The organism is Enterococcus sp. DIV1758 (genome assembly GCF_051711985.1).
Taxonomy (GTDB): domain Bacteria; phylum Bacillota; class Bacilli; order Lactobacillales; family Enterococcaceae; genus Enterococcus; species Enterococcus faecalis.
The window spans coordinates 301,510-324,369 of record NZ_JBIOOA010000001.1 but is presented as its reverse complement, the minus strand read 5'-3'; the positions used below and the strand labels follow the sequence as shown (position 1 = coordinate 324,369).

At 37.6% G+C, this 22,860-nt stretch carries 17 protein-coding genes and 1 other annotated feature; of the genes, 6 read left to right on the top strand and 11 right to left on the bottom strand.

The genetic code is table 11. The features are described from left to right. The first annotated feature begins 40 nt into the window (after window positions 1-40). Window positions 41-556 carry an HdeD family acid-resistance protein gene (locus IGJ52_RS01700; RefSeq protein ID WP_002381189.1) on the top strand — a complete coding sequence of 172 codons (516 nt, stop codon included), beginning with the start codon at window positions 41-43 and terminating at the stop codon, window positions 554-556. 15 nt (window positions 557-571) lie between these two features. Beyond that, window positions 572-1,756, top strand: a complete 1,185-nt coding sequence (locus IGJ52_RS01695; protein WP_438791844.1) for an AI-2E family transporter — start codon at window positions 572-574, stop codon at window positions 1,754-1,756. A gap of 186 nt (window positions 1,757-1,942) precedes the next feature. Here the strand turns inward: IGJ52_RS01695 and IGJ52_RS01690 are convergent, their stop codons facing one another. After that, a complete protein-coding gene (locus IGJ52_RS01690; RefSeq protein ID WP_002383670.1) occupies window positions 1,943-3,070 on the bottom strand; it encodes a 5-methyltetrahydropteroyltriglutamate--homocysteine S-methyltransferase in 1,128 nt (375 codons plus the stop codon). Window positions 3,071-3,130: 60 nt separating this feature from the next. Then, window positions 3,131-3,360 (bottom strand) — a binding site (T-box leader). A 117-nt stretch (window positions 3,361-3,477) separates the two neighbouring features. Continuing rightward, the gene (locus IGJ52_RS01685) at window positions 3,478-4,851 is read right to left on the bottom strand and encodes a PcsB-like coiled-coil domain-containing protein (protein ID WP_002419226.1); all 1,374 of its coding nucleotides are present in this window, start codon (window positions 4,849-4,851) and stop codon (window positions 3,478-3,480) included. Between the two features lie 185 nt (window positions 4,852-5,036). Between IGJ52_RS01685 and IGJ52_RS01680 the strand changes: the two genes are divergently transcribed. After that, window positions 5,037-5,216, top strand: coding sequence for a hypothetical protein (locus IGJ52_RS01680; protein WP_438791843.1), 180 nt, complete (start codon window positions 5,037-5,039; stop codon window positions 5,214-5,216). Window positions 5,217-5,277: 61 nt separating this feature from the next. Here the strand turns inward: IGJ52_RS01680 and IGJ52_RS01675 are convergent, their stop codons facing one another. Then, window positions 5,278-7,413, bottom strand: coding sequence for a vWA domain-containing protein (locus tag IGJ52_RS01675; protein ID WP_438791842.1), 2,136 nt, complete (start codon window positions 7,411-7,413; stop codon window positions 5,278-5,280). A 66-nt stretch (window positions 7,414-7,479) separates the two neighbouring features. Here IGJ52_RS01675 and IGJ52_RS01670 point away from each other — a divergent pair, with 66 nt between their 5' ends. After that, entirely contained in the window at window positions 7,480-8,991 is a 1,512-nt protein-coding gene (locus tag IGJ52_RS01670; protein WP_002383667.1) for a helix-turn-helix domain-containing protein, read from the top strand. 139 nt (window positions 8,992-9,130) lie between these two features. Here the strand turns inward: IGJ52_RS01670 and IGJ52_RS01665 are convergent, their stop codons facing one another. The 8 genes from IGJ52_RS01665 to fdrA all read right to left on the bottom strand — a co-directional run bounded on the left by IGJ52_RS01665 (window position 9,131) and on the right by fdrA (window position 20,351). Continuing rightward, a complete protein-coding gene (locus IGJ52_RS01665) occupies window positions 9,131-10,354 on the bottom strand; it encodes an amidohydrolase family protein (RefSeq protein ID WP_002383666.1) in 1,224 nt (407 codons plus the stop codon). Window positions 10,355-10,378: 24 nt separating this feature from the next. Beyond that, a complete protein-coding gene (locus tag IGJ52_RS01660; protein WP_002383665.1) occupies window positions 10,379-11,800 on the bottom strand; it encodes a hypothetical protein in 1,422 nt (473 codons plus the stop codon). Beyond that, on the bottom strand, window positions 11,800-12,861 hold the full coding sequence (gene allD / locus IGJ52_RS01655; protein WP_002413499.1) for an ureidoglycolate dehydrogenase: 1,062 nt from the start codon (window positions 12,859-12,861) through the stop codon (window positions 11,800-11,802). The genes IGJ52_RS01660 and allD overlap by 1 nt, the downstream gene beginning before the upstream one ends. Before the next feature lie 89 nt (window positions 12,862-12,950). Further along, entirely contained in the window at window positions 12,951-14,171 is a 1,221-nt protein-coding gene (locus tag IGJ52_RS01650) for a dicarboxylate/amino acid:cation symporter (RefSeq protein ID WP_002361159.1), read from the bottom strand. A 6-nt stretch (window positions 14,172-14,177) separates the two neighbouring features. Beyond that, the gene (gene arcC, locus IGJ52_RS01645) at window positions 14,178-15,116 is read right to left on the bottom strand and encodes a carbamate kinase (RefSeq protein WP_002355252.1); all 939 of its coding nucleotides are present in this window, start codon (window positions 15,114-15,116) and stop codon (window positions 14,178-14,180) included. 134 nt (window positions 15,117-15,250) lie between these two features. Next, window positions 15,251-16,504: an MFS transporter gene (locus tag IGJ52_RS01640; protein WP_002355251.1), complete on the bottom strand. Its 1,254-nt coding sequence runs from the start codon at window positions 16,502-16,504 to the stop codon at window positions 15,251-15,253. A 9-nt stretch (window positions 16,505-16,513) separates the two neighbouring features. Then, the gene (locus tag IGJ52_RS01635; RefSeq protein WP_002415952.1) at window positions 16,514-17,347 is read right to left on the bottom strand and encodes a DUF2877 domain-containing protein; all 834 of its coding nucleotides are present in this window, start codon (window positions 17,345-17,347) and stop codon (window positions 16,514-16,516) included. Next, window positions 17,340-20,351 carry a DUF1116 domain-containing protein gene (gene fdrA, locus IGJ52_RS01630; protein ID WP_002355249.1) on the bottom strand — a complete coding sequence of 1,004 codons (3,012 nt, stop codon included), beginning with the start codon at window positions 20,349-20,351 and terminating at the stop codon, window positions 17,340-17,342. Before fdrA ends, IGJ52_RS01635 begins: the two co-directional genes overlap by 8 nt. Before the next feature lie 122 nt (window positions 20,352-20,473). Here fdrA and IGJ52_RS01625 point away from each other — a divergent pair, with 122 nt between their 5' ends. Then, window positions 20,474-22,066, top strand: a complete 1,593-nt coding sequence (locus IGJ52_RS01625; RefSeq protein WP_002383661.1) for a PucR family transcriptional regulator — start codon at window positions 20,474-20,476, stop codon at window positions 22,064-22,066. Then, the gene (locus tag IGJ52_RS01620) at window positions 22,041-22,853 is read left to right on the top strand and encodes an alpha/beta hydrolase (protein ID WP_192445022.1); all 813 of its coding nucleotides are present in this window, start codon (window positions 22,041-22,043) and stop codon (window positions 22,851-22,853) included. Before IGJ52_RS01625 ends, IGJ52_RS01620 begins: the two co-directional genes overlap by 26 nt. The last annotated feature ends 7 nt before the right edge of the window (window positions 22,854-22,860 follow it).

The window sequence follows — 22,860 nt, the reverse complement described above, 5'->3', positions numbered from 1 at the left end:
CGCTAGAATAAAAGAAACAATAACATTGAGGAGGATTTTTATGTTCCAAACTTTTAGAGAAAATTTTCGGCGCCATACCCTATTGCGCGACGCCGTATTTATCGTTATCGGAAGTGCCATTGTCTTTAATCCCGGTGCTTTCTTCCAGTTCGTCGGTTATTTAATTGCTGGTTATTTGATGCTTTTAGGGTTAATTAATATTTATGATGACTACAAAATAAAAAAACAAACGGGTAGCTGGGGGCTTGGTTTCGTAACAGGTTTAATCTTTGTCGTCTTAGCAGTAGCCTTTTTATTTTTTGCACCGGTGATTGTTTCGATTCTGCCATTTTTATTAGGGATTAGCATTGTTATAAACGGCCTCGTTCAATTGACTTTTGCTTTAAATACTCGTCAAACAGGCGCGCTTATCTACAGTATTCTGGTTTTAATCGCTGGAGCTGTTTTAGTTTTCAACCCCTTCAAAAGTCTCTTAGTTTTGATGCAAGTCTTTGGATTTATCCTGATTTTCATGGGTGTCATTGAAATTATTGGTCATTTTAGAAATAAAGCTTAACGAAAGGAGCAACTTATGGATAAAGAAAGTACCAAGTGGATCCGCTTTTTAGGTGGGAAAAATTTACTTTACACATTAACTATCCTTTGTCTAATTGCTGTAACTATCTTTTTATTCAACACTGTTTCATTTATCTTTAAACCAATTTTTGTTATTTTGAGTGCCGTCTTAGGCCCGGTACTTTTTGGTATTATTCTATTTTATTTGCTTAATCCAATGGTGAAACGCCTTGAGAAAAAAATTCCCCGTGTTTGGGCGATTGCGATTCTCTATGTCTTAATTATTGCATTACTAGTGTTAGCTGGACTGCAACTTTTCCCAATTATCCAAGACCAAACGGAAGAATTAATCAAACAATTCCCAAGTTTTTGGAAAAGCACGCTCCAAACAGTACAAGAATTTATGGCTAAAACACCTTTTGCAAAAGATTTAGAATCCGCTAATGAGTCGATTAATCAGCTCTGGGGCAAACTTGCAAACTCCTTTAAAGACTTTGCAGGGGATTACCTACAAACAGGCGCACAAGGTCTGGGAAGCGTCTTTTCTGCAGTCTCTTCTACTTTCCTAACCTTGTTTACAGGACCTATCATCGCCTTTTTCCTTTTAAAAGACAAAGAAAAGTTTTATCGCTTTGTAAAAGGCATCATTCCCCCAGCTTTTCGTCCTGATTTTGATGAATATAGCCAAATTGCCAACATTCAAATTGGCGATTATCTAAAAGGTCAAGTCATTGCTTCCTTGGTTTTAGGGATTATGTATTGGCCAGCTTTTCTATTAATTGGTTTACAATTTGGTAGCATTTTAGCTTTAGCTGCGGGTATTTTATGTATTATTCCTTATATCGGGCCATTTATTGCCTTTATTCCTGGATTGATTATTGCCTTTCAGGATTCCACATTTATGGTAGTAAAATTTGTTATCGTCTGGTTTGCCATCCAATTGATTCATGGAGATTTTGTTATTCCTCGTGTGATGGGCGATAAATTAAAAGTCCATCCGATTACTATTTTACTTGTCTTGTTAGTTATGGGTGAACTGTTTGGTTTAATGGGCGTTATTTTTGGGATTCCAATGTATTGCCTAGTTAAAGTGACAGTCATTTATTTATTCCGCAAATTCAAACAACGCTATAACCGCTTTTATGGTGACAATGGCGAGTATGAACACACGAATTTTACTAAAGATCAATATTTAAAATAATACAATGAAAAAGAGCGTGGGACAAAAATCACTTTGGATTTTTGTTCCACGCTCAAAAACTGATAAACGGCGGGAACAGAAGCAACTCCTTCGGAAATAAGCCGAAATTCTCCAAAAATTATAGAACAATTTTCGGAAATTCCTTCTTATTTCTCGGAGTTAAACACTTCTGTCCCGACCTCTTTTTTACCATACTTCTCTAGCAATTTCTTGAAGTAATTGAACTTTGCGCCATTGTTCTTCCTCCGTCAAACGATTTCCTTCTTCCGTCGAAGCAAAACCACATTGCGGACTAATACTTAAGTTTTCTAAAGGAACAAACTGTTGGGCTTCTTCAATTCGTGCTTTCACTTGTTCAGTCTCTTCTAATTCAGGAAACTTAGAAGTAACTAAACCTAAAACGACTTTGCTGCCATTATTTTGCCAATGTCTTAATGGTGAAAAGTCCCCTGCACGATCTGAGTCATATTCCAAGAAGAAACCATCATAATTCGTAGCAAATAATTCTTTTGCTATCGGTTCATAACCACCTGAAAATAACCAAGACGAAGCATGGTTCCCACGGCAAATGTGTGTGGTTACAGTTAAATCTTCTGGCTTGCCAGCTAAGGCTTCATTAATAATCGTGGTACACACTTGTGCAATTTCTTCTGGCTGTATTCCTTTCGCTCGTAATTCTTCTTGTTTTGTCTGATCCGCTAGAAACGCCCAATTTGTATCATCAAATTGCAAATAGCGGCAACCTTTCTCGTAAAAGGCCGCAATTGCATCTTTATATGTTTGTGCTAAATCCTTATAAAAAGCACCAATCTCTGGATAAATTGTTTGAATGCGCGAGGTGCCGTCGTTGGATAAAATTTCTTGACGTAAAATCATGGTTGGACTAGGGATCGTTGCTTTGGCTACCGTGCCATCACCAACTTCCACCACCTCTTTTAAAAATGAAAAGTCCTCTAAAAATGGATGTTGCGCAGGAAAAGATATTTTATCCACTACGCGGATATTATAGGCCGGAGCTGCTTTTCCATGAAAGGTTTGGTTATACCCCGTTTCTGGAATATAGCCTGTCACGCCATTTAATCCTTCTAAGAAATCAATATGCCAAAAACCGCGACGAAATTCACCATCTGTGATTCCCCGTAAGCCGCCAGCTTTTTGTTTTGCTACTAATGCTTTGATTTCTTCATCTTCAATAAGACGTAGCTCTGCTTGAGATAAAGCACCTGCTTGGACCTTTTTCCGTGCTTTCTTAATTGTTTCTGGACGTAAAAAACTTCCCACATGATCAACTGTAAAAGGAATCTGACTACTCATTTGCCTCACTCTTTCCTATTTTTATTTATAAAAAAACGCCCTTTTACTAGCCGTAACTAGTAAAAGGGCGATTATTATCGCGGTACCACCTTTTTTCGGAAAGATGACTCTTTCCCTTCAACTGACAATCATAATCAGCGGTCTTGTTAACGAAAGACATTTCGTTTTTGCCTACGTTTCGACAAAAATTCCTCCTAGGCCATTTTTCGATACAGACATCTAACTTTTTTCACCAACCAAAGTCTCTCTACCAGCTGTCTTGCATTTACTTTCCTATTCAACGGAAATTATTAGATTATAATTAGAATACCACGTTTAGCAAATTTGTCAACGGAGATGGATGAAATAGTAACGAAAAAAGCAGCTTCTGAAAAGAAGCTGCTTACGTCTATTTTTATCATTGCTGATTAGGCAGAGTGTCCTACAATTGTGCTACCTGAGTAACCAAAACCGACACGTGTAATACCTGGGTTAATTTCCCAATCACGGTGACCGCTACCTGAAGCTGTTACCATGTTTGTTTCATTGTACCACGCCATGATTACTGAGTTACCTGGAGCCCACATAATTGCGATAACTTCATCTCCGCGAGACCAGTGATCATTTGGGATACCACCTGCTTCAACTTGTGCTGCACGAGCAGTTGCAGAAGCTGCTAAACCTGCATCCCATACTACTGGACGTAAACCTAATGATTGACGTAGAACGTTCAATGCATTGATTGTTGGATCAGCAGAAGGTGTTGGTGTTGGTGGTGTTGGTTTCTCTGGTTCTGGTGTAGGTGTTGGTGTAACTGTTCCACCACCAGTTTGGCCACCATTATTTCCATTATCACTTGGTGTTGTAGGTTGTACTGGTTGTTCTGATGAAGAAGAGCCAGTATTTTCTGTTGCACTATTATCTGTACTTGGTGTAGTTGTTTCAGTTGTTTGTTGCGTGCTTGATTCAGTTGCTGAGCTTGAGCTTGCTGGTGCTTGTGCTTCTGTTGTTGATGAAGAGGCAACTGGTGCTTCTGCTTTCACTTCAGCTTTAGCTGGTTTTGCAGCAGCTTGTTTGGCTTTTTCAGCTGCAGCTTTTTGTTCAGCAGCTAAACGTGCTTGCTCTGCTTCAGCAGCTGCTTTTTGTTTTTCTAAGCCAGCTTTAGAACTTTCAGCAGATGATTGTTCTAATGCTAATGAAGCTTTCATTACGTTTAATTCAGATTGTTTAGAAAGTAAATCTTGACGTTTTGTTTCTAATTCAGCTTCTGTTGCTTCAAGTTGTTTCACTTTTTTCTCGTTTTCAGCTTTTTTATCAACAACAGCTTGTTTGTCTTCTTTTTGTTGTTGCATTAAGTCGTTGTTGGCATTTACGATTGTTGAAACAGCTTGAACACGGCTGATTGCGTCTGCAACTGAGTCCGCATCTAAAACTGCATCTAGCATTGTTGTGCTTTGTCCATTAACTTGAACATCGCGTGCTTGATTTTTGATTGCTTCGTTACGTTTTTCAATACGTTGATTCAAGTTTGTAATTTCTTGTTGTAATTGTTCTGATTTTGCTTTTAGTGTTTGCTTTTGTTCACGTAAAGCCATGCTTTCATCAAATACTGAAGATACTTCTGCTTCTAAAGAAGATACTTGTGAAGCTAAATCCCCTTGTTTTGCTTTTAATGATGAAATTTCTTGATTTTTTTCTTCAATTTTTTTATCAACATTGTCCGCCAAAGCGATGCTTGGGGTAGCAATTGCTGATAGCGTTAATGAACATAGTAATACTGATGCAAATAGACGTTTCTTCACTTGTCATTCCTCCGAATTAATTTCTAAAGTTTATTTAAAATATCTTAATCTTTTCTTACGACAAAAACATTCTACCACACCCATATTTCAATTAAGCAATAGAAATGTTACAAAAACATTTCAGATCATTCCTTCTTTCTTCATAATAGGTAAACTTACCTTTTGTAAGGTTTTTACACCTTGTCATGACTGGTTTTCACGTGTTTTCAATTGTTAAACAATTCTTCGGTTTTTTTTCATATTTTTTCTTTTTTTATTCAAATTTTGCTTCTTTTTTGTCGATATATGCTTTTTTTCGTAAAATTAATCATTTTTCCTTCTTTTTATCAAACGTTTTTGTTACAAAATTCGTTATATTTTGGTAATGAATCAAGAAAAAGGCCGCTTCGTTGAGCCGCCTTTTATTGCTTTATTTAAAGAATTATTTTAGTTTCTCTGCTTAAGTAAATAGAATCCAGATAAACCTACCAATAAACCACCTAATAGTAAGAATACTCTTTGAAATTTCTGGGTTTCGTTTGTTTTTGGTAAATGTGTGTCATTGGGTGTAGCCTTCGTTATTTTTTTTGCTGTTGTGTTCGTCTCTGCTAAGAAATTATTATCCTTGAGTTCTGAGGTTGCTGTGGTAGTTTCTACAACAATTGGTTTTTCAGCACTCGAATTTGTCGTAGCAGTCTCAGAACTTAAAGACTCATTCGTACTTGTATCTGTTGTGCTGGAAACAACTTCTTTACGACGATTGGTAAGGATAAATTCATCCTTTGTCTTTGTCATTATACTGTCAAATTCAGATGGCACGTTCACTTCTTCTATCTGATATATAAAGTCTTCACCCCTGTTATTAAACTTTGGTAATACTACTTCTGCGCCATTAACCGTTACTTGATTAATCAGCTTTTGATAGCCTTCTTTTTTGGTTAGTTGCATGACTTCTGAAGTAGACCAAGCAGCTTCTTCTGTTGTCGCTTTTCGAGTTACTTGATATTGAATTGCTTCTGGAATTTCTTTTTCTGCAATATTTTCCCAGTTCTTAATCAATTTTAATTGTACAGTAGGTGCTTTAATTGCTGGAATCGGAAAATCAACTGCTTCTTCTTCTGGAGTTGGCTGTAACGTAGTACGATCATTACATAAAAACCATGTATCTCCTTTAAAATCATTTGTTTCTGTGTTCAATCTAATCTGATAAGTTAATGTTAAACGTTCGTTCTTTCCTAATGAAATAGTAGAAATATGGAGCACTTGATTTTCTTCTGTAACTACGACATCAGTCAATAAGTCACTAGCCTCTAACCATTCACCCGTTGGTATTTTTCGCCAACCTTTTAGTTGGTAGCTATCTTCTGTGAAATTCCCAGCACCTTGTAAAAGAATATTTTCTCCCATCGGATCGATAATGAGCCCCTCATGGATAGTATTATTGATACTCCCAGCTAATTCTTTCAGCGCAGTGCCCAAGCCAGATAAATTTTCATCAATAATCAAATAATTTTTAGGATCAGAAGCTATATTCCTACTAATATACTCTCCTCTTAACGAAGGATTAGCTGCAATTGAATAATAAGTATCTCCTGATTTTTTTAGAGAAACAATGGTTCCTAACGTATTATCTGTCACTGTTGTACTGTTTGTTTGGATAGCGTTAGCATCAGTAGAAGCACTGTTACTTGTATAGTACTGATTGGATTCTGTTTGAAACTCTTCCATGTAGGACGATGTATGGTAACCGTTGTAATCGATAATTTCACCATTATTGGGATAGATTTGAGCATTTTCTCTAGGTAAAAAACTAGCATTTGCACTCCCATCACCAATATGAACCAACATCTTTTTTGCATTTGGACGACTTTTTTCAGCCAATAAACGTTGCCCTTCTAGCAAGCCTTTTTGCATAAACGTACCTGAATGTGGTTCGGCTGTATTTCTTAAAAAGTCTTCTAAGTCATTCATGTCTGTAGAAAAATCCGCGGTGGAGTAAGTTAGTCGATTATAGGCAACAATACCAATTCGAACATGACCATCTGTTAATGAATCTGAAAGTTCTTCGCCGAATTGTTGCAAGCCTTTCAAAGCGTTGTTTAATTTTTCACCTTTCATTGATGAAGAATAGTCAATCACTAACACTAGATCAATGGGGCTTTCTGTTTGATTTCCTTTTACATCTAAAGTCACATTAAAAAGCCCTTGCTGGCCTGTTACAGCCACCACGCTTTTCTTCAAATAAGCTTCATCTCCATAATTCACATATTTTTCTTCGTCAAATGTCGCTTCAGGGGCATGACCATAATCATAATTGTATGTATCTCCCTCACTAATTCCGTTCGTTAAATAATGACCTTGTTCGTCATTTTTATAGTTAAAATTGTATGTTTCTGCGGAAACGTCTATACTAAAAATAATCATTAGGAAAAAGAACATAAATAAAAATAAGGTTGTTTTTTTCAATTTTTTTAACTCCTTTGTGGTAAGTAATTTCTCATTCAAATGAAATTTGAGCGATATATGTAACTTACTACAGAAATAACTTTTAAGGAGACAAAAAAATGTACTTGCTAAGTACATTTTTTTAAACAATCGAATAAAAAACAAGTTATACTTATTTTAAATCGAACCAATTGGAGAAGAATAATGGAAATATTAGACACTTTTTTCGGCTCAGAAGTTAAAAAGGAATTGGATTTACTGCGTTTGTTGTACCATAAAAAAAACTTTATTCGTATTGAAACACTTAGTCAATTGTTACAAATGGATCGACGTTCAATCAATAAATACTACGAATCCTTAATTAGTAAACCTTATGTATTGGCTAATAATTGTTCACATATTTTCTCTGCCGAGCGAGGTAAAGGCTATTGTTTCATGGGATCAAAAAAAGAATATAAAATTTTGACGAAGCAAATTTTGCAAAGTAGTCCGTATTTTACATTGCTCGAAAAACTATTCTTTGAAAGCAATGTTCATTTAACAAAATTTAGTATGGACCAATTCTTATCCGAATCAACTGTTCGGCATAAGGTTGCTGAGTTAGATACCATTTTAAAAACCTTTGATTTTTCGATCCAGAGAACCAAAGGCGAGATTCGTTTAGTTGGTGCTGAACCACGCATTCGTTTTTTCATGATTGCTTTCTATTGGCGCGTTTTTTCTGGTCTCGATTGGCCATTTGCTGACGTCTCGCAAACAAAATGTGAAACCCTTGCGAAAGAGCTGATTGCTTTAGGCTATTTCCCAGCCAATCAATTGAATATGAAACTTATTTGTTATATTTTAGCGGTAAATATTATTCGTTATCGAAAGGGATTCCAGATAAATTTCCTGCTTTCTGAATCTATTTCTTCTTTATCTGATGAAGATCAAGAAGTACTGCTTCAATTTGTTGATACTCATCATCTACTAAAAGAACATTTAGAAAATCAATTAACGAACGCCTTTCTGTTACCCAAGAGTGAAAGCCAGCTGATTTTTTTATTTCTATTAACAAATACAACAGTACAACTCTCGAACAAACATTTTATAGATTTAATCGAACCTAACCAACCATTTTCAGAGACGAATTCTTTTATTAAAAAGATTCTTCACTCCCTTGAAACAGAAAACCCTCATGCCTTTGAAACGACAAAAAACAGGGGCTTATTCACAAAACAATTAGTGGCTGGTCTTCTTTTCGTAGAGTTATTTGAACAAATGGATTTTACACTTACTGGCTACAATATTAAGAAGTATTTATTACAAAATTTTGCTCATTTATTTGAGCATGCACAAAAGATAGTCGCCGAGCAAGACATCTATGTTTCGAACCCAGCTAAACAAACTGGCTTAGGCCTTCAATTATCGACGGCCTACACGTTAATTACTGCTCCAACAGCTTTCAATCAAACAATTCACATAAAAATAGAAACAGACTTACCTACACCGATTGAAGCGATTATCATTCAACGAATTCGTGAAACGTTTGCAAGTTTCTATCACCTTGCAATTAATCAATTGTCTGAAGAAGATAGGTACGACCTTTATTTAAGCACTACGCCTTTGCTGCAAGTAAAACAAGCTGCACCATTTTTATTAATTAATGCGCAAGTTTCTTTACCTGACTTACTAGCGATTCAAGAACAATTAGATCGGTTGGTAGCAAAGAAATGATTTAATTCTGTTATAAATAGAACTCGAGGAACAAAAAAATAACTAAAACAGGATCAATCAAACACATCTTCACCTTTATCAAAAAAAGCTCAAAAAGTTAGTTGCGCAAACTAACCTTTTGAGCTTTTTGATTTTTTTCTTAACGAATGATTTCGACTTTTTTGTCTGTCTTGACTGTAACACGGCCGTTTTTAATAACATATAACCGTTCTGGAATATCAATAATCGCATGTTCAACCACTTTTGTGTCTAATAAGACTAAATCTGCTTTATTCCCAACTGCGACACCGTATCCTTCTAGTCCCATCGCACGAGCAGGACTTGTTGTTACCATTGGTAGCACTGTTTTTAAGTCATCCGCTCCACCTAGGTGCCCAACAGGAATGGCTAGCATCGCTGTTTGAACAATATCCCCTGTGCCATATGGTGTAAAAGCATTGCGAATATTATTTGTAGCAATACAGATATTCACGCCACCATCGCGTAATTTACGGATTGGCGTAACCGCACGTCGAACATTGTACTGATCACCGCGAGCTCCTAAATGTAAATCCGTTGCTGGTAAAGCCATCACGCTAATATTTGCTTCCGCCATTTTTGCAATAATAGGCGCCAATTCTGCTTCAGGTAAGGCGTGCAATGCCGTTAAGTGGCCCACTGAAACACGGCCTTGGTAGCCTTCAGCGATAGTTTTTTCACATAAATATTCAATACTCATATCATCAGCTTCATCGGCAAAATCTTGATGTAAATCTACATCTTTATCATATTTTTTAGCAATTTCAAACACTAAATCAATATGTTCTTTCGCTGGTGCATCATTATAAGGAATACCGCCGACAACGTCTGCGCCCATATCCATTGCTTCATACATCATTTGTTCTGTTCCAGGGGCTTTAAAAATTCCTTCTTGCGGAAACGCAACTACTTGCATGTCAATTAACTCTTTATATTCTTCTTTCAAACGCATAATTGTTTTGAAGCCAGTAAAACCTTGCGCTGGGTCAAATTCTGCATGCGTTCTTAACGCCGTGGTTCCATGAACGATTAACATTTCTAAGGCACGCTTAGCACGGTCATAAATGTCTTCTTCGGTAAATGTTGGTTTTAATTCCGCGGTTACTTCAATCGCTTCTTTCAACGTACCTGATTTATTTGGTTTACGATCAGCGATTAATGCCTTGTCCAAATGTAAATGGCTTTCTACAAAACCTGGGATTAAAACACGACCATCTGCTTCGATGACTTCTTTGGCATCGCCAGTAATAACTGGGGCGATTTCAATGATTTTTCCTTCTTTAATAGCTACATCTTGTAATGCTTCACCGTCTTGAAGACGAACTTGTTTAATTAATAAATCCATGTTTTCCACTCCCTAAATTGTTTTTTATCCAAAGATTAAACCGATAACTAATAATAGTACAGAGGCAATACTTAACCATTTCACGTTTCCTTTAACTACATCCAAAATTGGAATTTGGAAGCCTGAAGATAAAGCTTGCATAGTAATATTAACGAAACTCATTTGACTACCTAAACCAACACCCATTGCTACAAAACCTAATGCTAACGGCGGGAAGTTCAACGATACAGCAACTGGTAGCACTAAAGTTAAAACAGAACCTACGTAGGCCCCAGCTGGAATCCCAATTAAAATCCCTGTTAAAATGGCAACTGGCACGACAATAAAGGCTGGTGCATTTTCAGCAACACCTGCGATGACAGCAAACGTTCCTGTTTGTGCAATAACATTAATAAAGGCTAAGAAAATCCCTACTTGGAATAAACGAGTCAAAATATATGTAGACCCATCTACCATCGCTTCGACAGATTTGTTCATTGAGAAATCTGTACATAAGAAAATTAAAACTAATGTTAAAATCATGTATACAAGTGGCGTAAAGAAGGCAAAACCAATTAAATCATTCACAATTGGTCCAAAAATTACAGCAAACAATAAGAAAATGGCTGGCAAGGTAATTTTAAATAATTCACCATTGCTCTTTTTATCAAATTCATCATCTGCCGACTCTTTAAAGCCAACATTTCTATGTTTCGTTCCCCAAAAGGCTAAAACAATCGCTAATGCTACGAAGAATAACCAGTAAGGTCGCATGGTTGAAACATATGAACCGACACTGATATCGCCTAATTTTGAAACAATACTTGATTCTAATGAAGCGGGTGATGTTGTAAATGATACCGCAGCAGCTAAAGACATTGCTGCAATTAATTCAGGAACAACGCCAACTGCAGCAAAGGCCAATGGCGCAATAACCATCGCACTTCCGCCACCAATTCCTGACATATATGTGGCTGCGGCTAATAAGATAACAATAAAAGCTGAAACATACTCGACTTTTCCTTTTGTGCCTCGTTTGGCTAAAGTTAATGCAGCTGAATAACTACCTGCTTTAAAGACCGCCATCGCAACAGCTGAATTAATGATGGGAACGGTAATTCCTAACATCATCGGGATAGCTTCCAACATCTGTTTATTCGCTTCTTCTAGTCCAATGCCACCAATCAGCATCGCTAAGACGCCACCAATTAAACCAGCAATAATCATATCGACTTTCATAAACAATAGAACCAAAACAACAATCAACGGAATAATCACAACTAATGCCATGATTCCTGTCGGGGCAACTACATCCCCAATCTCATCAGCAAAGGCCGCAACTGGCACAAAAATACTAACTAAAAATGCAAAAATAAGTGCTACTTTTGACGATTTTTTCATTTTACTTTCCTCCAATAGAAAGAAGGCGAGAGCAACGCAGCAGCGAATACTCTCTGCGCTCCTCATTATTTGGCAAAGGCACCTTGCCCGCCATATTTATCGTAATGTACAATCTCACTAACTAAATAATCATAAATACTTTGTGGAATTTCAATGCCTTCTGACATGGCTTTTTGATAGTTTAGCTGACCAATTTCTCCTGGATAGTAAACTTGTTGAAACCCTTCTGCTGTAGGCACACTATGAAGTTCTTCCACCATTTGATTAATATTTTCTTTAAATCGTTCAGAATCTGTAAAGCGGCTTGGATCAATGACTAAGAACATCTGACCCAGATTCCGTTTCTCCGTTAAATCCGCATACATGGAGCTGACATGTTTGCCAAAAGGTAAGCCTAACAACGAACCAGCTAAGACATCGACCATCATCATTAGTCCATATCCTTTTGGTCCTGAAATCGGTAATAAACCTCGTACTTCATAAGGATCAGTCGTTGGCTGGCCTTTTTCGTCTACTGCCCATGTGTCGGGAATTTCAACATCTCTTGAACGTGCATCTAAAATTTTCCCCCACGCCTGTACTGTCGTAGCCATATCAAACACGACTGGTTCATGACCTGCTCTAGGTGCTGCAAAAGCGATTGGATTTGTCCCAAAATAATTGCTTGTACCACCAAACGGTACCACCATTGGATCAGATTGACACATCGAAAGAGCAACCATGCCTTGTTCCGCTGCTTTTTTAACATAATACGATAACGTCCCGCTATGACTCGTTTGAGAAACGCCAACATATGCTAACCCTGATTCTTTGGCTAGATCAACTGCAGCAGCTAATGCTTCGTTACAAACAAATTGACCCACGCCATTATCGCCATGAAAAATGGCAGTGGACGGTCCAGTTTTTTCAAATGATAATTCGGGGTCAATCGTGATCCCGCCTTTTGCAATCCGTTCCGCATAATAATCCATACGAACCGCCCCATGTGAATGAATACCGCTAGCATCTGCAAAAGTTAAATGTCGAGCAACTTCTTCGGCATGTTCAGAATGTAAACCAGCAGCTTCTAATTTTTGTTTCATCAGCTTTTCTAATTTCTCCGGTGTAACGACAACCATTTCTTCCATTGCGCTTGCTCCTTTATCATTAATCTTAAAAAAGGGAAAGAAAACAAGTGATTTTCTTTTTCGTCCTTGCATTTCCTTCCCTTTTTTCACTACTTATTGCTACTGTTAAAGACAGTATAGTCAATTTCATCCACTGATTTTGCAACTAGAATAGCAGAGTAAACATCTGAATTGACATTTAAAATTGTTCGCAACATGCCAACAAACCATTCGACGCCTGCAAAAATTGCAATACTTTCAATGGGTAAACCCATTTGCGGAACAATCACTGCCAGTGAGACTAAGCCCGCACCGGGAACAACTGCGTTTGCTAGTGAGACAAACGTTGCTGTAATTGCTAAGTAAATCATTTTCGTAATATCAAACTCTAGCTGATACATCTGAGCGATAGTCATTACAGTAAAAGCCATATGCATCGCTGAACCGTTACTGTTTAACGACATACCTAACGGCAACACTAAGTTAGTAATTCGCTTACTTAAACCTAATTTTGTTTCTGTTTCTTCCAAAGCTACTGGTAAAGTAATTGCTGAAGAAGTTGTCGCCAAGGCCATCACAGACATATTTTTCATGTTTGTAATTAAACGTAGTGGACTTACTTTACAGTACAATGTGATAACCAAAATCCAGATGCCCAAAAATAAAATAGTTCCTAATCCATAGACCAATAGATACTTCACTAACGGTAAAATAATTTGAAGGCCTAAGTGACTAATTGTTGAAGCAATTAAAGCAAAAATCCCCAGAGGTGCTAGATACATGACGTATCGAATGACTGTAATGATAACTTCATTAAAGTCCACAATTATTTGGAAGAGTTGTGTCTCTGGATGGCTTTGTAAGTATTTATTCAGTGCTAAACCAAAAAATAATGCAAAGACAATAATTTGAATAATCGATCCTTGAGTCAGTGAATCAAAAATATTTTTCGGAACGAAATTTAAAATCGTATCAGTGATTGAGATTTCTTGCGCTTTAATAGAAGCATCTTGGAAGCCAGTCATTTTAACACCGTATCCTGGATTAAAAATGACTGCCATTAGGACGCCCCATAAAGCGGCAGCTAAGGAGGAAATCCCGAAAACAGCGATTGTTCTACCCCCAAGGCTCGTTAGTTCTTTTGGATTAATACTGCCAACTGCTTGGACAATTTGCCCTAAGATCAAGATAGGAATAGCCATTTGCATCAGTCGCAAAAAGACATCTCCAACTATTTTCAAGTAATTGCCGCTAGCAGGAATCAAGAGTCCTACGAGGATTCCTACGACAACAGCAATTGCAATTTGGGTGATCATGGACGGTTTTTTCATGGTAAACTACCCCTTTTGACTGATCACAGTTCCTGCTTCTTTATCGATGTTTTCTAAGTTTTCGATAGAAGTAATGATTGCTTTCCGTTTGTCATCACCTTTTACGAAGTCTAAGGCAGCTTCGATTTTTGGTAGCATACTACCAGCAGCAAAGTGACCTTCTTTAATGTATTCTTCTGCTTCGGCTACACTGATTTGTTCTAATGCTTTTTGATCTGGTTGATTGTAATTAATGTAGATGTTATCAACGCCTGTCAAAATAATCAAACGGTCTGCATCAACGTTTTCAGCTAAAACACGTGCAGAGAAATCTTTGTCGTTAACCGCTTCCACACCTACGTATTGTCCGTCTTCTGCTACGACAGGAATGCCCCCGCCACCAGAACAGATAGTTAAAACGTCCGCTTCTACTAAAGCACGAACCGCCTCTTTTTCAACAATTTCTTTAGGCATTGGTGATGGAACAACTTTTCGGTAGCCACGGCCAGCATCTTCCACATACGTAGAGCCATCTTTGGCTGCTTCCGCGTCAGCTTCTTCTTTTGTATAGAATGGACCAATTGGTTTTGATGGTTTTTTAAACGAAGGATCTTCTTTGTCCACACGCACTTGTGTAACTACAGAGATAACTGGTTTAGCAATGTTACGTTTTTCAAACTCATTAGTTAAAGCATTTTGTAACCAGTAACCGATGCTTCCTTGTGTCATCGCAACACAAGTATCCAATTTCAACGCTGGATTTTTTTCACTTTCGCCTGCTTTTTGTTGTAAAAGCAAATTCCCTACTTGTGGTCCGTTTCCGTGACAGACAATGACTTGTTCCCCTTTGGCAACAAATTCTGCAATATATTTGGCCGCGTGATTAACGACGGCTTTTTGGCCTTCATCTGTTGGATCCGTATCTAAAATAGCATTCCCACCTAGGGCAATTACGTTTAAACTCATTGATTGATTCGCTCCTTTTTAGTAAAGCAAAGACAAAATCTTTTCAGTATCGACGGATAAGAAATAATTTGTTTACGAAATGAAAGATTTTGTCTTGCTCATTTTGATTGTTTCAGTCATTATCGAAGGGATAATTAACCTAATTTCGGTTTACTTTCATCTTTAGCTAAGAAAGCAAAAGCTAGTAAACCAATAACTAATAGTACACAAGAAAGATAGAAGCCAACTTGCATTGAGCCTGCTGTATCTGCTAAATATCCTGTGACATACGGTGCTAGGATTGACCCTGACATCCCGATAAAATTATAGGCACTTAACGTTGTTCCTAAGGCCGCTTTTGGTGCATGTTTGGTAACAAAAGTCACCATAATTGGATCTAACGCTAATTTCCCTGTTAACCCATAAAGAATTAAAACAGAAATTAACAATGTCCGATTTGTTACAAAAGCAATCGCAAAGACAGATAGGATTGCTAAAGGTACTAATGTAAAGACTAATTTTTTCGTCGCACCTGTTTTATCATTCAAACGAGCGAAGATTAAGGCGCCTGGAATAGAGGCCCATGGTACAAGTGATGAAATGAAACCAACGCTCGCTCCTGTAAAGCCACGTTCAGCAATTAAAAATTGTGGCAACCAAGTAATAATGACAAAGTTTGCATAAATACTTGTGAAACATAAAATAAATGCGGCTAATAAATTACGATTTGAGAAAATTTCTTTTAATGAGATCTTTTCTTGCGGTCCTTCTTCAGCAGCTGCTCGTGCGGCTTCTTCGCCAGGACGAATCACTTTTTCTTTCAAAATTGTATAGAAAAGAATTCCTACGATAAACGTTGGAATCGCCATGATAAAGAATGGTTTGCTCCAATGTTCACCATTTTCTAAAACCAACTTACTTGAAAGTAAGTACCCACCTGATGTACCGAAGGCCATCCCACTATTGATGATGGCATTACCGATGGTCCGTTTACTTGCTGGAATCGCTTCTGTCGATAACGCATATTGCGGGCCATAGTAAGCTCCTTGACCAATACCAGCAATTGCACGAATGACTAAAAACATAACAAAGGTTGTCGCTAATCCACTAAAATAAGTAGAAATAGCAAGAACGATAAACCCAACAGCAATGACTAATTTCCGCCCAATTTTATCGCCAATCATCCCAAAAGGAATCTGTGCAACAGCATAGGTTAGAAAGAAGATACTATTGGCTAAACCAAGTTGTGTGTTACTTAGACCAAATTGTTCTCCAATGACCCCCATCACTGGATTAAAAATAGTTCGTGTTGCGTACATTAAAATCCAGCCTACGAAGAAAATGGCTACGACTTTAATCCAGTAACTATTGCTCACTTGCACTGCTTGATTTTTTTTACTATTCTCCATGTCTTCTCCTCACTTCTCATCTAACTCTACAGATTGTAAAGCTAGTAACATTCCAAATGACATATCTTTACCAGAGGAATGTCCGATTTGTATAATTCTGTCAATATTTTCGTCAACTCTATTATCCCGATGGTTCTCCAAATCCAAGAGTAACTGATACAACAATGAATTTACATATCCTTTAGCCGAGCTTGCAATATAGCCTTTACTAACATCTGTTGTGGATAAATTTGCTGCCGAAAGAGTAGCGGCTAACGCCGCAGCTCTTTCATCAGCAAGTATGAACAGAATTGTTTGATACGCTACTAAAATGTCATCACCACTCGGGGTTAACCCTTTGCCCCGACCAATCAGATAATTCGTTACTTCTTGCCATTCCGATAGTGTCCAAACTTTTTGTTTTTGGCTCATTTTTTTGAAAATATGCTTTGCTCGTTCGTCTAAAGGCAGGCCAATTCTACGTTCTAAGTTTCTCGCTAATAAGCGGTCTTGCAACAAGCGTAATTGGTCTTTTTCTAACTTGAAATGAGTAATGTTTAAAGAAACGACCTCAGCAGGTGTGAGTTGGATCGTTTTCACGCCGACTGTACTGTAAAAGGTCAACTGATTTTCTGTGATTTTGACTTTATTACCTTGTTGTACATACGGAAAGATTTCTTGAAACAATTGATCTGGCAAAAACATACCAAAGCTTGATAAATAATTATGGAAGTTCGCAACATTGATTAATTGATCCTGGACTTTCAGATTAAATGAACGTTCAAAAACACTGTGAATGGTTCCCATCTTGCCATATTGGTGGATAGGAAAAATGTAGTCACTAATGACTAGTTGGTTATTCAACCGTAATGCCTAGTTTCTCAGCATACGCTTCTAGGGCTTTTTCAAAACAGCCTAGAGGTGCTCTAACTGTCCCTGCACCAATTTGACCAACACCGGCATTTTTGTGTGCAATCCCTGTATTGATGATTGGTGTAATTCCTAATTCCACCACTTTACGGATATCAATTCCTAAACAAGTTCCTTGGAAATCCCAAGTTGGAATTGAAAATGTTGGGTTGTGTCCTTCACAGATTTTTGCCATTTCATTTGAGGTTGCTAACGCATCTTCAAAGCCACCTGCACCAACAAACCGTGTTACGCCAGGTGCAGCTACCATAGCCATTGCTCCAACGCCTACTGTTTCAGTAATTGCACTATCCCCGACATCAGGATTTCCGTCTTCTTCGCTGAAACCAGTGAAGTAAAGACCTTTTGGTGTATTTACTGGTGCGGTATGCCATTGATCGCCTGTTTCTGCAATCCGGACCCCAAAGTTCACGCCGTTACGAGTCATCGTTGTGACAATCGTTCCGTTGGTATCTTTACGGGCACCATCAACAATTGCTTTTCCAGTTGCCATCATGACATTTAAGAAGAATTGATCTGTGTCAGCTAAGAATTTGATTACTTCGTATTTTTGATCTTCTGGAATATCTGTTTTGATAATTAATGGAGACAATTCTTTTAAGAAGTTCAAAGATGCGGCAATATTTCTTTGGTGGAACTCGTCACCCATTGTAATAGAGCGCGCAATCAATACGTTTAAGTTCAAGCCTTCTTCAGAAAGTTTCAAAGCTTTCGCAATAGTTGGTCCTAAAACATCTTTAATCCAATCTAAACGATCAACCACTTCTTGTGAATAAGCACCAAAACGCAATACTTTACCGATACCTTCATTCAAGATACAGTATGCTTCGTTACCTTCTAAGCGATTTTCTACAACAAAGACTGGCATATTACCAGAAGTAATACCGCCCATTGGTCCAACTGCTTTTACATGGTGACAAGGAATGAAACGTACTTCGCCAGCTTCAAAAATCTTCAAAGCATCTTCTTCGTTGTCTGCCCAACGTTCGAATAATGCTGCACCGATACAAGCACCTTTCATTGGTCCAGTCATTTCAGACCATTGGATTGGTGGTCCAGCATGAAGTAATGTTTTTTGTGCGTCATCATTTAATTCTGGAATCACTGATTTTGCAGGTACCACATCTACTAAGAATGGTTGTGCATTTTTAATTTTGTCTGTTACTTTGTGATTTTCAGCTTCGATTTGTTCACTGTAATCTTCCAAAGCATCCAAAATTTTAATCATTTTTTTATTGCCGTTGGCACGCGGACGCCAGTTAAATTGAACAGTTTCGCCACCGTAATCAACGATTGATTCTGTAAAGCTTTGTAACCCAACGTTAATGATTCTTGGTTTGGTTGTTAATAGTTCCATTACTTTTTCGCCTGGTTTTGGTACATCGACAGTTGGTCCGTTGTAAGCAACCACTTCTTTATCGTCTTCTGAAATTTCGATTCCTTTTAACAATAAAGCTAATTGAACAGCTTTAGCATTGCTTTCTGCAACTAAAACGCCGCCTTCTTTCAAACGATCAACCGACGATTGGTAATTTTGCGGATCTTTCGTCGTCCCACAAACAGTTGCAACAAAGTAAAGATCACGTCCGGCTTCTTTGGCTGTGGCACGCGCTTCTTCAATTGCTGGTAACAATGCACCAACCATGTCTTCATGAGCACCGTAGCCTAACACCACATCGAATAAGATAATCCCAGTTTTTTCATCTTGTGCGTATTCACGAATTTTTTCGATACGAACATCTGGGTCAATCATTGGGTGGGGACGACCTTGTGTATACATATCATCGCCTAAGTCAATGACTTCATAACCGTGAGATTTCAAGACATAACCTTCTGCTTTCACTAAACCGCCAAGGTCTAAAGCTTCAGAAATTAACATACCTGCTTCAGAAGCTAATGTACCACCTGAATATAAGCCTTTTACAACTTTATCTTCTGGTAATGTTGGTACAGCTGGTTTTGCTAATGCTTCAAAGTAATTTTTCTTCACGGCCACATCATTTGCTAAATCAACAGCAATTTTAGCTGTTTCTTCTAATGTATGAGCTAGATAAACTTTGCCTTCGTGACTTGTTGGTTTTTCTCCTAAGAAAATCGCAACGACTGGTTTTGAAATACTTTGTAATAATTCAACCACTTCATCACGAACTTCTTTTGCAGGTGGTTTAGAGATGACTGTAATCACATCGGTTGGTTCGTGATTTTCTAAGGCCACAATAGCATCTTTCACAGTGATAGCGCCTACTTTGTCGCTTAAGTCACGACCACCAGTACCAATGGCGTGAACAACTCCGCCACCTAAGCGGTCAATAATCGTTGTAACTTCTTGAATCCCTGTTCCTGAAGCACCAACAACGCCAATGTTTCCTGGAGAAACAACATTTGTAAAGGCGATTGGAATACTTGAGATAATACCAGTTCCACAGTCAGGGCCCATCATTAGTAAGCCTTTTTCATGCGCTAATTTTTTCAAACGTACTTCATCTTCAATTGACACGTTATCCGTGAAAGAGAACACGTGTAAATCATTTTTTAAGGCACGTTCCATTTCTGGCGCACCATATTCACCAGGAATACTGAATAGCGCTACATTCGCCTCTGGTAAAAGATCAAACGCTTCTGACCAAGAAGTTGCTGCTTGTGCTTCTTCACTAGTTCCCTTTGCTGATAAATCATCTAAGAATTCATCAATCGCTGGCATAACTTCTTCCATGATGTTTTCTTTTTCACTGTCAACCACAATCATCATGTCGTTTGCAGATGCACTATTGGCCTCATCCGTTAACAAGTTCGTGTTGTTAAGGATGTCTTTGTTGGCATCTGTTCCCATCATGATTTGACTCATGGTTACACCATCTAATGCATTGATTTTATTGGTCAATAACATTAAGTTGATGGAGTCTTGGTAATTGTTTTTCAAAATTACTGTGTGTAACATTGTTCATCCTCCTATCTATTCCTTACAATGCTATTGTATCGAAACGAGAAAGTGTTTTCATCGGACATAATTCTAAAAAAATGGTATAATTTTTATCCATAAGAGGAAAAAAGGAGAAAACGATGAAATTAAGAGAGTTATTATCGATAGGTGACTTAAAAAAAGGTAAAATTTTGACGAAAGAGATTGGTTTAGACAATGAAGTTGATTCGGCAATGGTCTTAGAAGCGATTGATATCGAGAACTGGAGTAGAAAGAATCAGTTAATTTTGACTTCTTTCTACGCATTGCATGATCTACCCGAAAAAGAGTTGGAAAATTTTTTCGTAAAGATGCGCCGAATTGGCATCAGCGGCTTAATTTTGAAAACAGATCGATTCATTAAAATGATTCCAGAGTGGTTTATCGAATTATGTTTCAATTATGAAATTCCTTTAATTAAAATCACACAAGACATTAGCTATGAAAAAATTCTATTTACGATTTACGAGCCTTTGTTGAATTATCAGTCGCATGTCTTACGTACGTATTACGATGTGCGCCAACGTTTCACCAAATTAGAGCGCCACTACCCAACGGTTGAGACGATTATGCAAGAATTTTATGACATCATTAAATTACCCTTCGCTTTAAAAATGTTGGATAAACATCTGGAAATTAGCGATGGTGACTTACCCCATGATGCGATTGTGCTCTCAAGAGAAAAACTAAAAAACAGTGAATTCACTAAAAATGATTACTCTCTTTTAACACTTTATTCTCATGCCAACCCCAAAAAACAGTTGGCACTAGAAGTTTCTATTTTCAATAGTTATTCCACTAATTGTTTACTTCTGGTTTATTTACAAGATGAAAAGGTTAAAGAAACGGATTTAGTGATTATCGAAAATGCGATTGATGTCTTACAAGAAAAATTCAATACCGAAAATTTGTTAAAAAAAGAACGGTATACTCGTTTGAACAACTTAGCGGATGCTATTTTACAAAATACACCACAAAATCCTGACGAGCTAAACAGTTTGCTTCGTGAAGTGCAAATGCAAGAGCTAGATTCTTACCAAGCGATTGCTTTTTCTACCAAAGACACCAATACACAACTCATGAAAGAACGAATTATTGCCTTACTTCGTACCCTGCGTGTGAAATCCATCTTCTTCGATCAGCTAAATTATTCGGCGGTCCTTTTTAACTTCAATGAAAGTGATGGAAAAATTACAAAGCTGCAATTAAGTCGTTTATTAGCTGAACTTTTAGAAGAAAACGACACGCTTACCGTTGCCGTCAGCAGTTTAAAATCACGAGAAGGGATTAAAGAGCTACTGATTGAATGTCTGGACATTCTGCGCTTTAATGAAACTTTTTATAACGGACCAATTGTCACCTTAGCCGATATCGGGGTATTTAAAAATTTTATCCGCGAAGACCAATTGGAAAATTTAGACGAATTAATTCCTCGCGCACTTTATCAATTAGCCGAAAATAACTACGATTTGTTTGAAACCTTGTACAGTTTTTTCAAAAATAATCGCAACTATAAACAGACCTCTGAAGCGATGTTCCTTCATTCAAAAACGATTCGTTATCGTTTAAACAAAGTGGAACAACTTCTTGATATTGACTTAGCCAATCCCTTGCAATTGTTAAATTATGAAATTGCCACATACATTATAAAGATGAGGAGACGTGCACTTGAAAAACAATCAAACACTCGCTAATGGCGCAACAGTTACTATCTACCCCACTACGACTGAATCAACGAACTATGTCGTCTATTTACATGGTGGCGGGATGATTTATGGAACCAAAAGTGATTTACCAGAAGAACTGAAGGAGCTGTTTACAAGCAATGGCTATACCGTTTTAGCGCTGGACTATTTGTTGGCTCCAAATACAAAAATCGATCACATCTTAGGGACGCTAACAGAAACCTTCCAATTGCTAAACGAAGAGATTATTCAAAATCAGCCATTTGGTTTGTGCGGACGTTCCGCTGGCGGTTATTTAATGTTACAGTTAACCAAACAATTACAAACACTAAATTTGACGCCACAATTTTTAGTCAATTTTTACGGCTATACAGATTTAGAATTTATTAAAGAGCCACGAAAATTATTAAAGCAAGCCATTTCCGCTAAAGAAATAACTACCATTGACCAAACAAAGCCTGTTTGGGATGATCCTTTTCTTTCTCGCTATCTGCTGTATCATTACAGTATTCAGCAAGGGCTATTGCCGCACTTTTACGGATTACCAGAAAATGAGGACTGGTCTGCTTACGCACTGTCAGACGAAACATTAAAAACGTTTCCACCTTGTTTCAGTACAGCTAGTAGCTCAGACGAAGAAGTGCCGTTCCGCTATAGCAAAAAAATCGGACGGACCATTCCTGAGAGTACCTTTAAAGCGGTTTACTATTTAGAACATGATTTTTTAAAACAAACCAAAGATCCTTCGGTCATCGCTTTGTTTGAGCAATTGGATAGCTGGTTGAAGGAACGATAAGCATAAC

Bases quoted from the DNA above. Each gene is read 5' to 3' on its own strand.
- IGJ52_RS01700 (WP_002381189.1), top strand. From the start codon at position 41: ATGTTCCAAACTTTTAGAGAAAATTTTCGGCGCCATACCCTATTGCGC.
- IGJ52_RS01695 (WP_438791844.1), top strand. From the start codon at position 572: ATGGATAAAGAAAGTACCAAGTGGATCCGCTTTTTAGGTGGGAAAAAT.
- IGJ52_RS01690 (WP_002383670.1), bottom strand. From the start codon at position 3,070: ATGAGTAGTCAGATTCCTTTTACAGTTGATCATGTGGGAAGTTTTTTA.
- IGJ52_RS01680 (WP_438791843.1), top strand. From the start codon at position 5,037: ATGACTGGTTTTCACGTGTTTTCAATTGTTAAACAATTCTTCGGTTTT.
- IGJ52_RS01675 (WP_438791842.1), bottom strand. From the start codon at position 7,413: ATGTACTTAGCAAGTACATTTTTTTGTCTCCTTAAAAGTTATTTCTGT.
- IGJ52_RS01670 (WP_002383667.1), top strand. From the start codon at position 7,480: ATGGAAATATTAGACACTTTTTTCGGCTCAGAAGTTAAAAAGGAATTG.
- IGJ52_RS01665 (WP_002383666.1), bottom strand. From the start codon at position 10,354: ATGGATTTATTAATTAAACAAGTTCGTCTTCAAGACGGTGAAGCATTA.
- IGJ52_RS01660 (WP_002383665.1), bottom strand. From the start codon at position 11,800: ATGAGGAGCGCAGAGAGTATTCGCTGCTGCGTTGCTCTCGCCTTCTTT.
- allD (WP_002413499.1), bottom strand. From the start codon at position 12,861: ATGGAAGAAATGGTTGTCGTTACACCGGAGAAATTAGAAAAGCTGATG.
- IGJ52_RS01650 (WP_002361159.1), bottom strand. From the start codon at position 14,171: ATGAAAAAACCGTCCATGATCACCCAAATTGCAATTGCTGTTGTCGTA.
- arcC (WP_002355252.1), bottom strand. From the start codon at position 15,116: ATGAGTTTAAACGTAATTGCCCTAGGTGGGAATGCTATTTTAGATACG.
- IGJ52_RS01640 (WP_002355251.1), bottom strand. From the start codon at position 16,504: ATGGAGAATAGTAAAAAAAATCAAGCAGTGCAAGTGAGCAATAGTTAC.
- fdrA (WP_002355249.1), bottom strand. From the start codon at position 20,351: ATGTTACACACAGTAATTTTGAAAAACAATTACCAAGACTCCATCAAC.
- IGJ52_RS01625 (WP_002383661.1), top strand. From the start codon at position 20,474: ATGAAATTAAGAGAGTTATTATCGATAGGTGACTTAAAAAAAGGTAAA.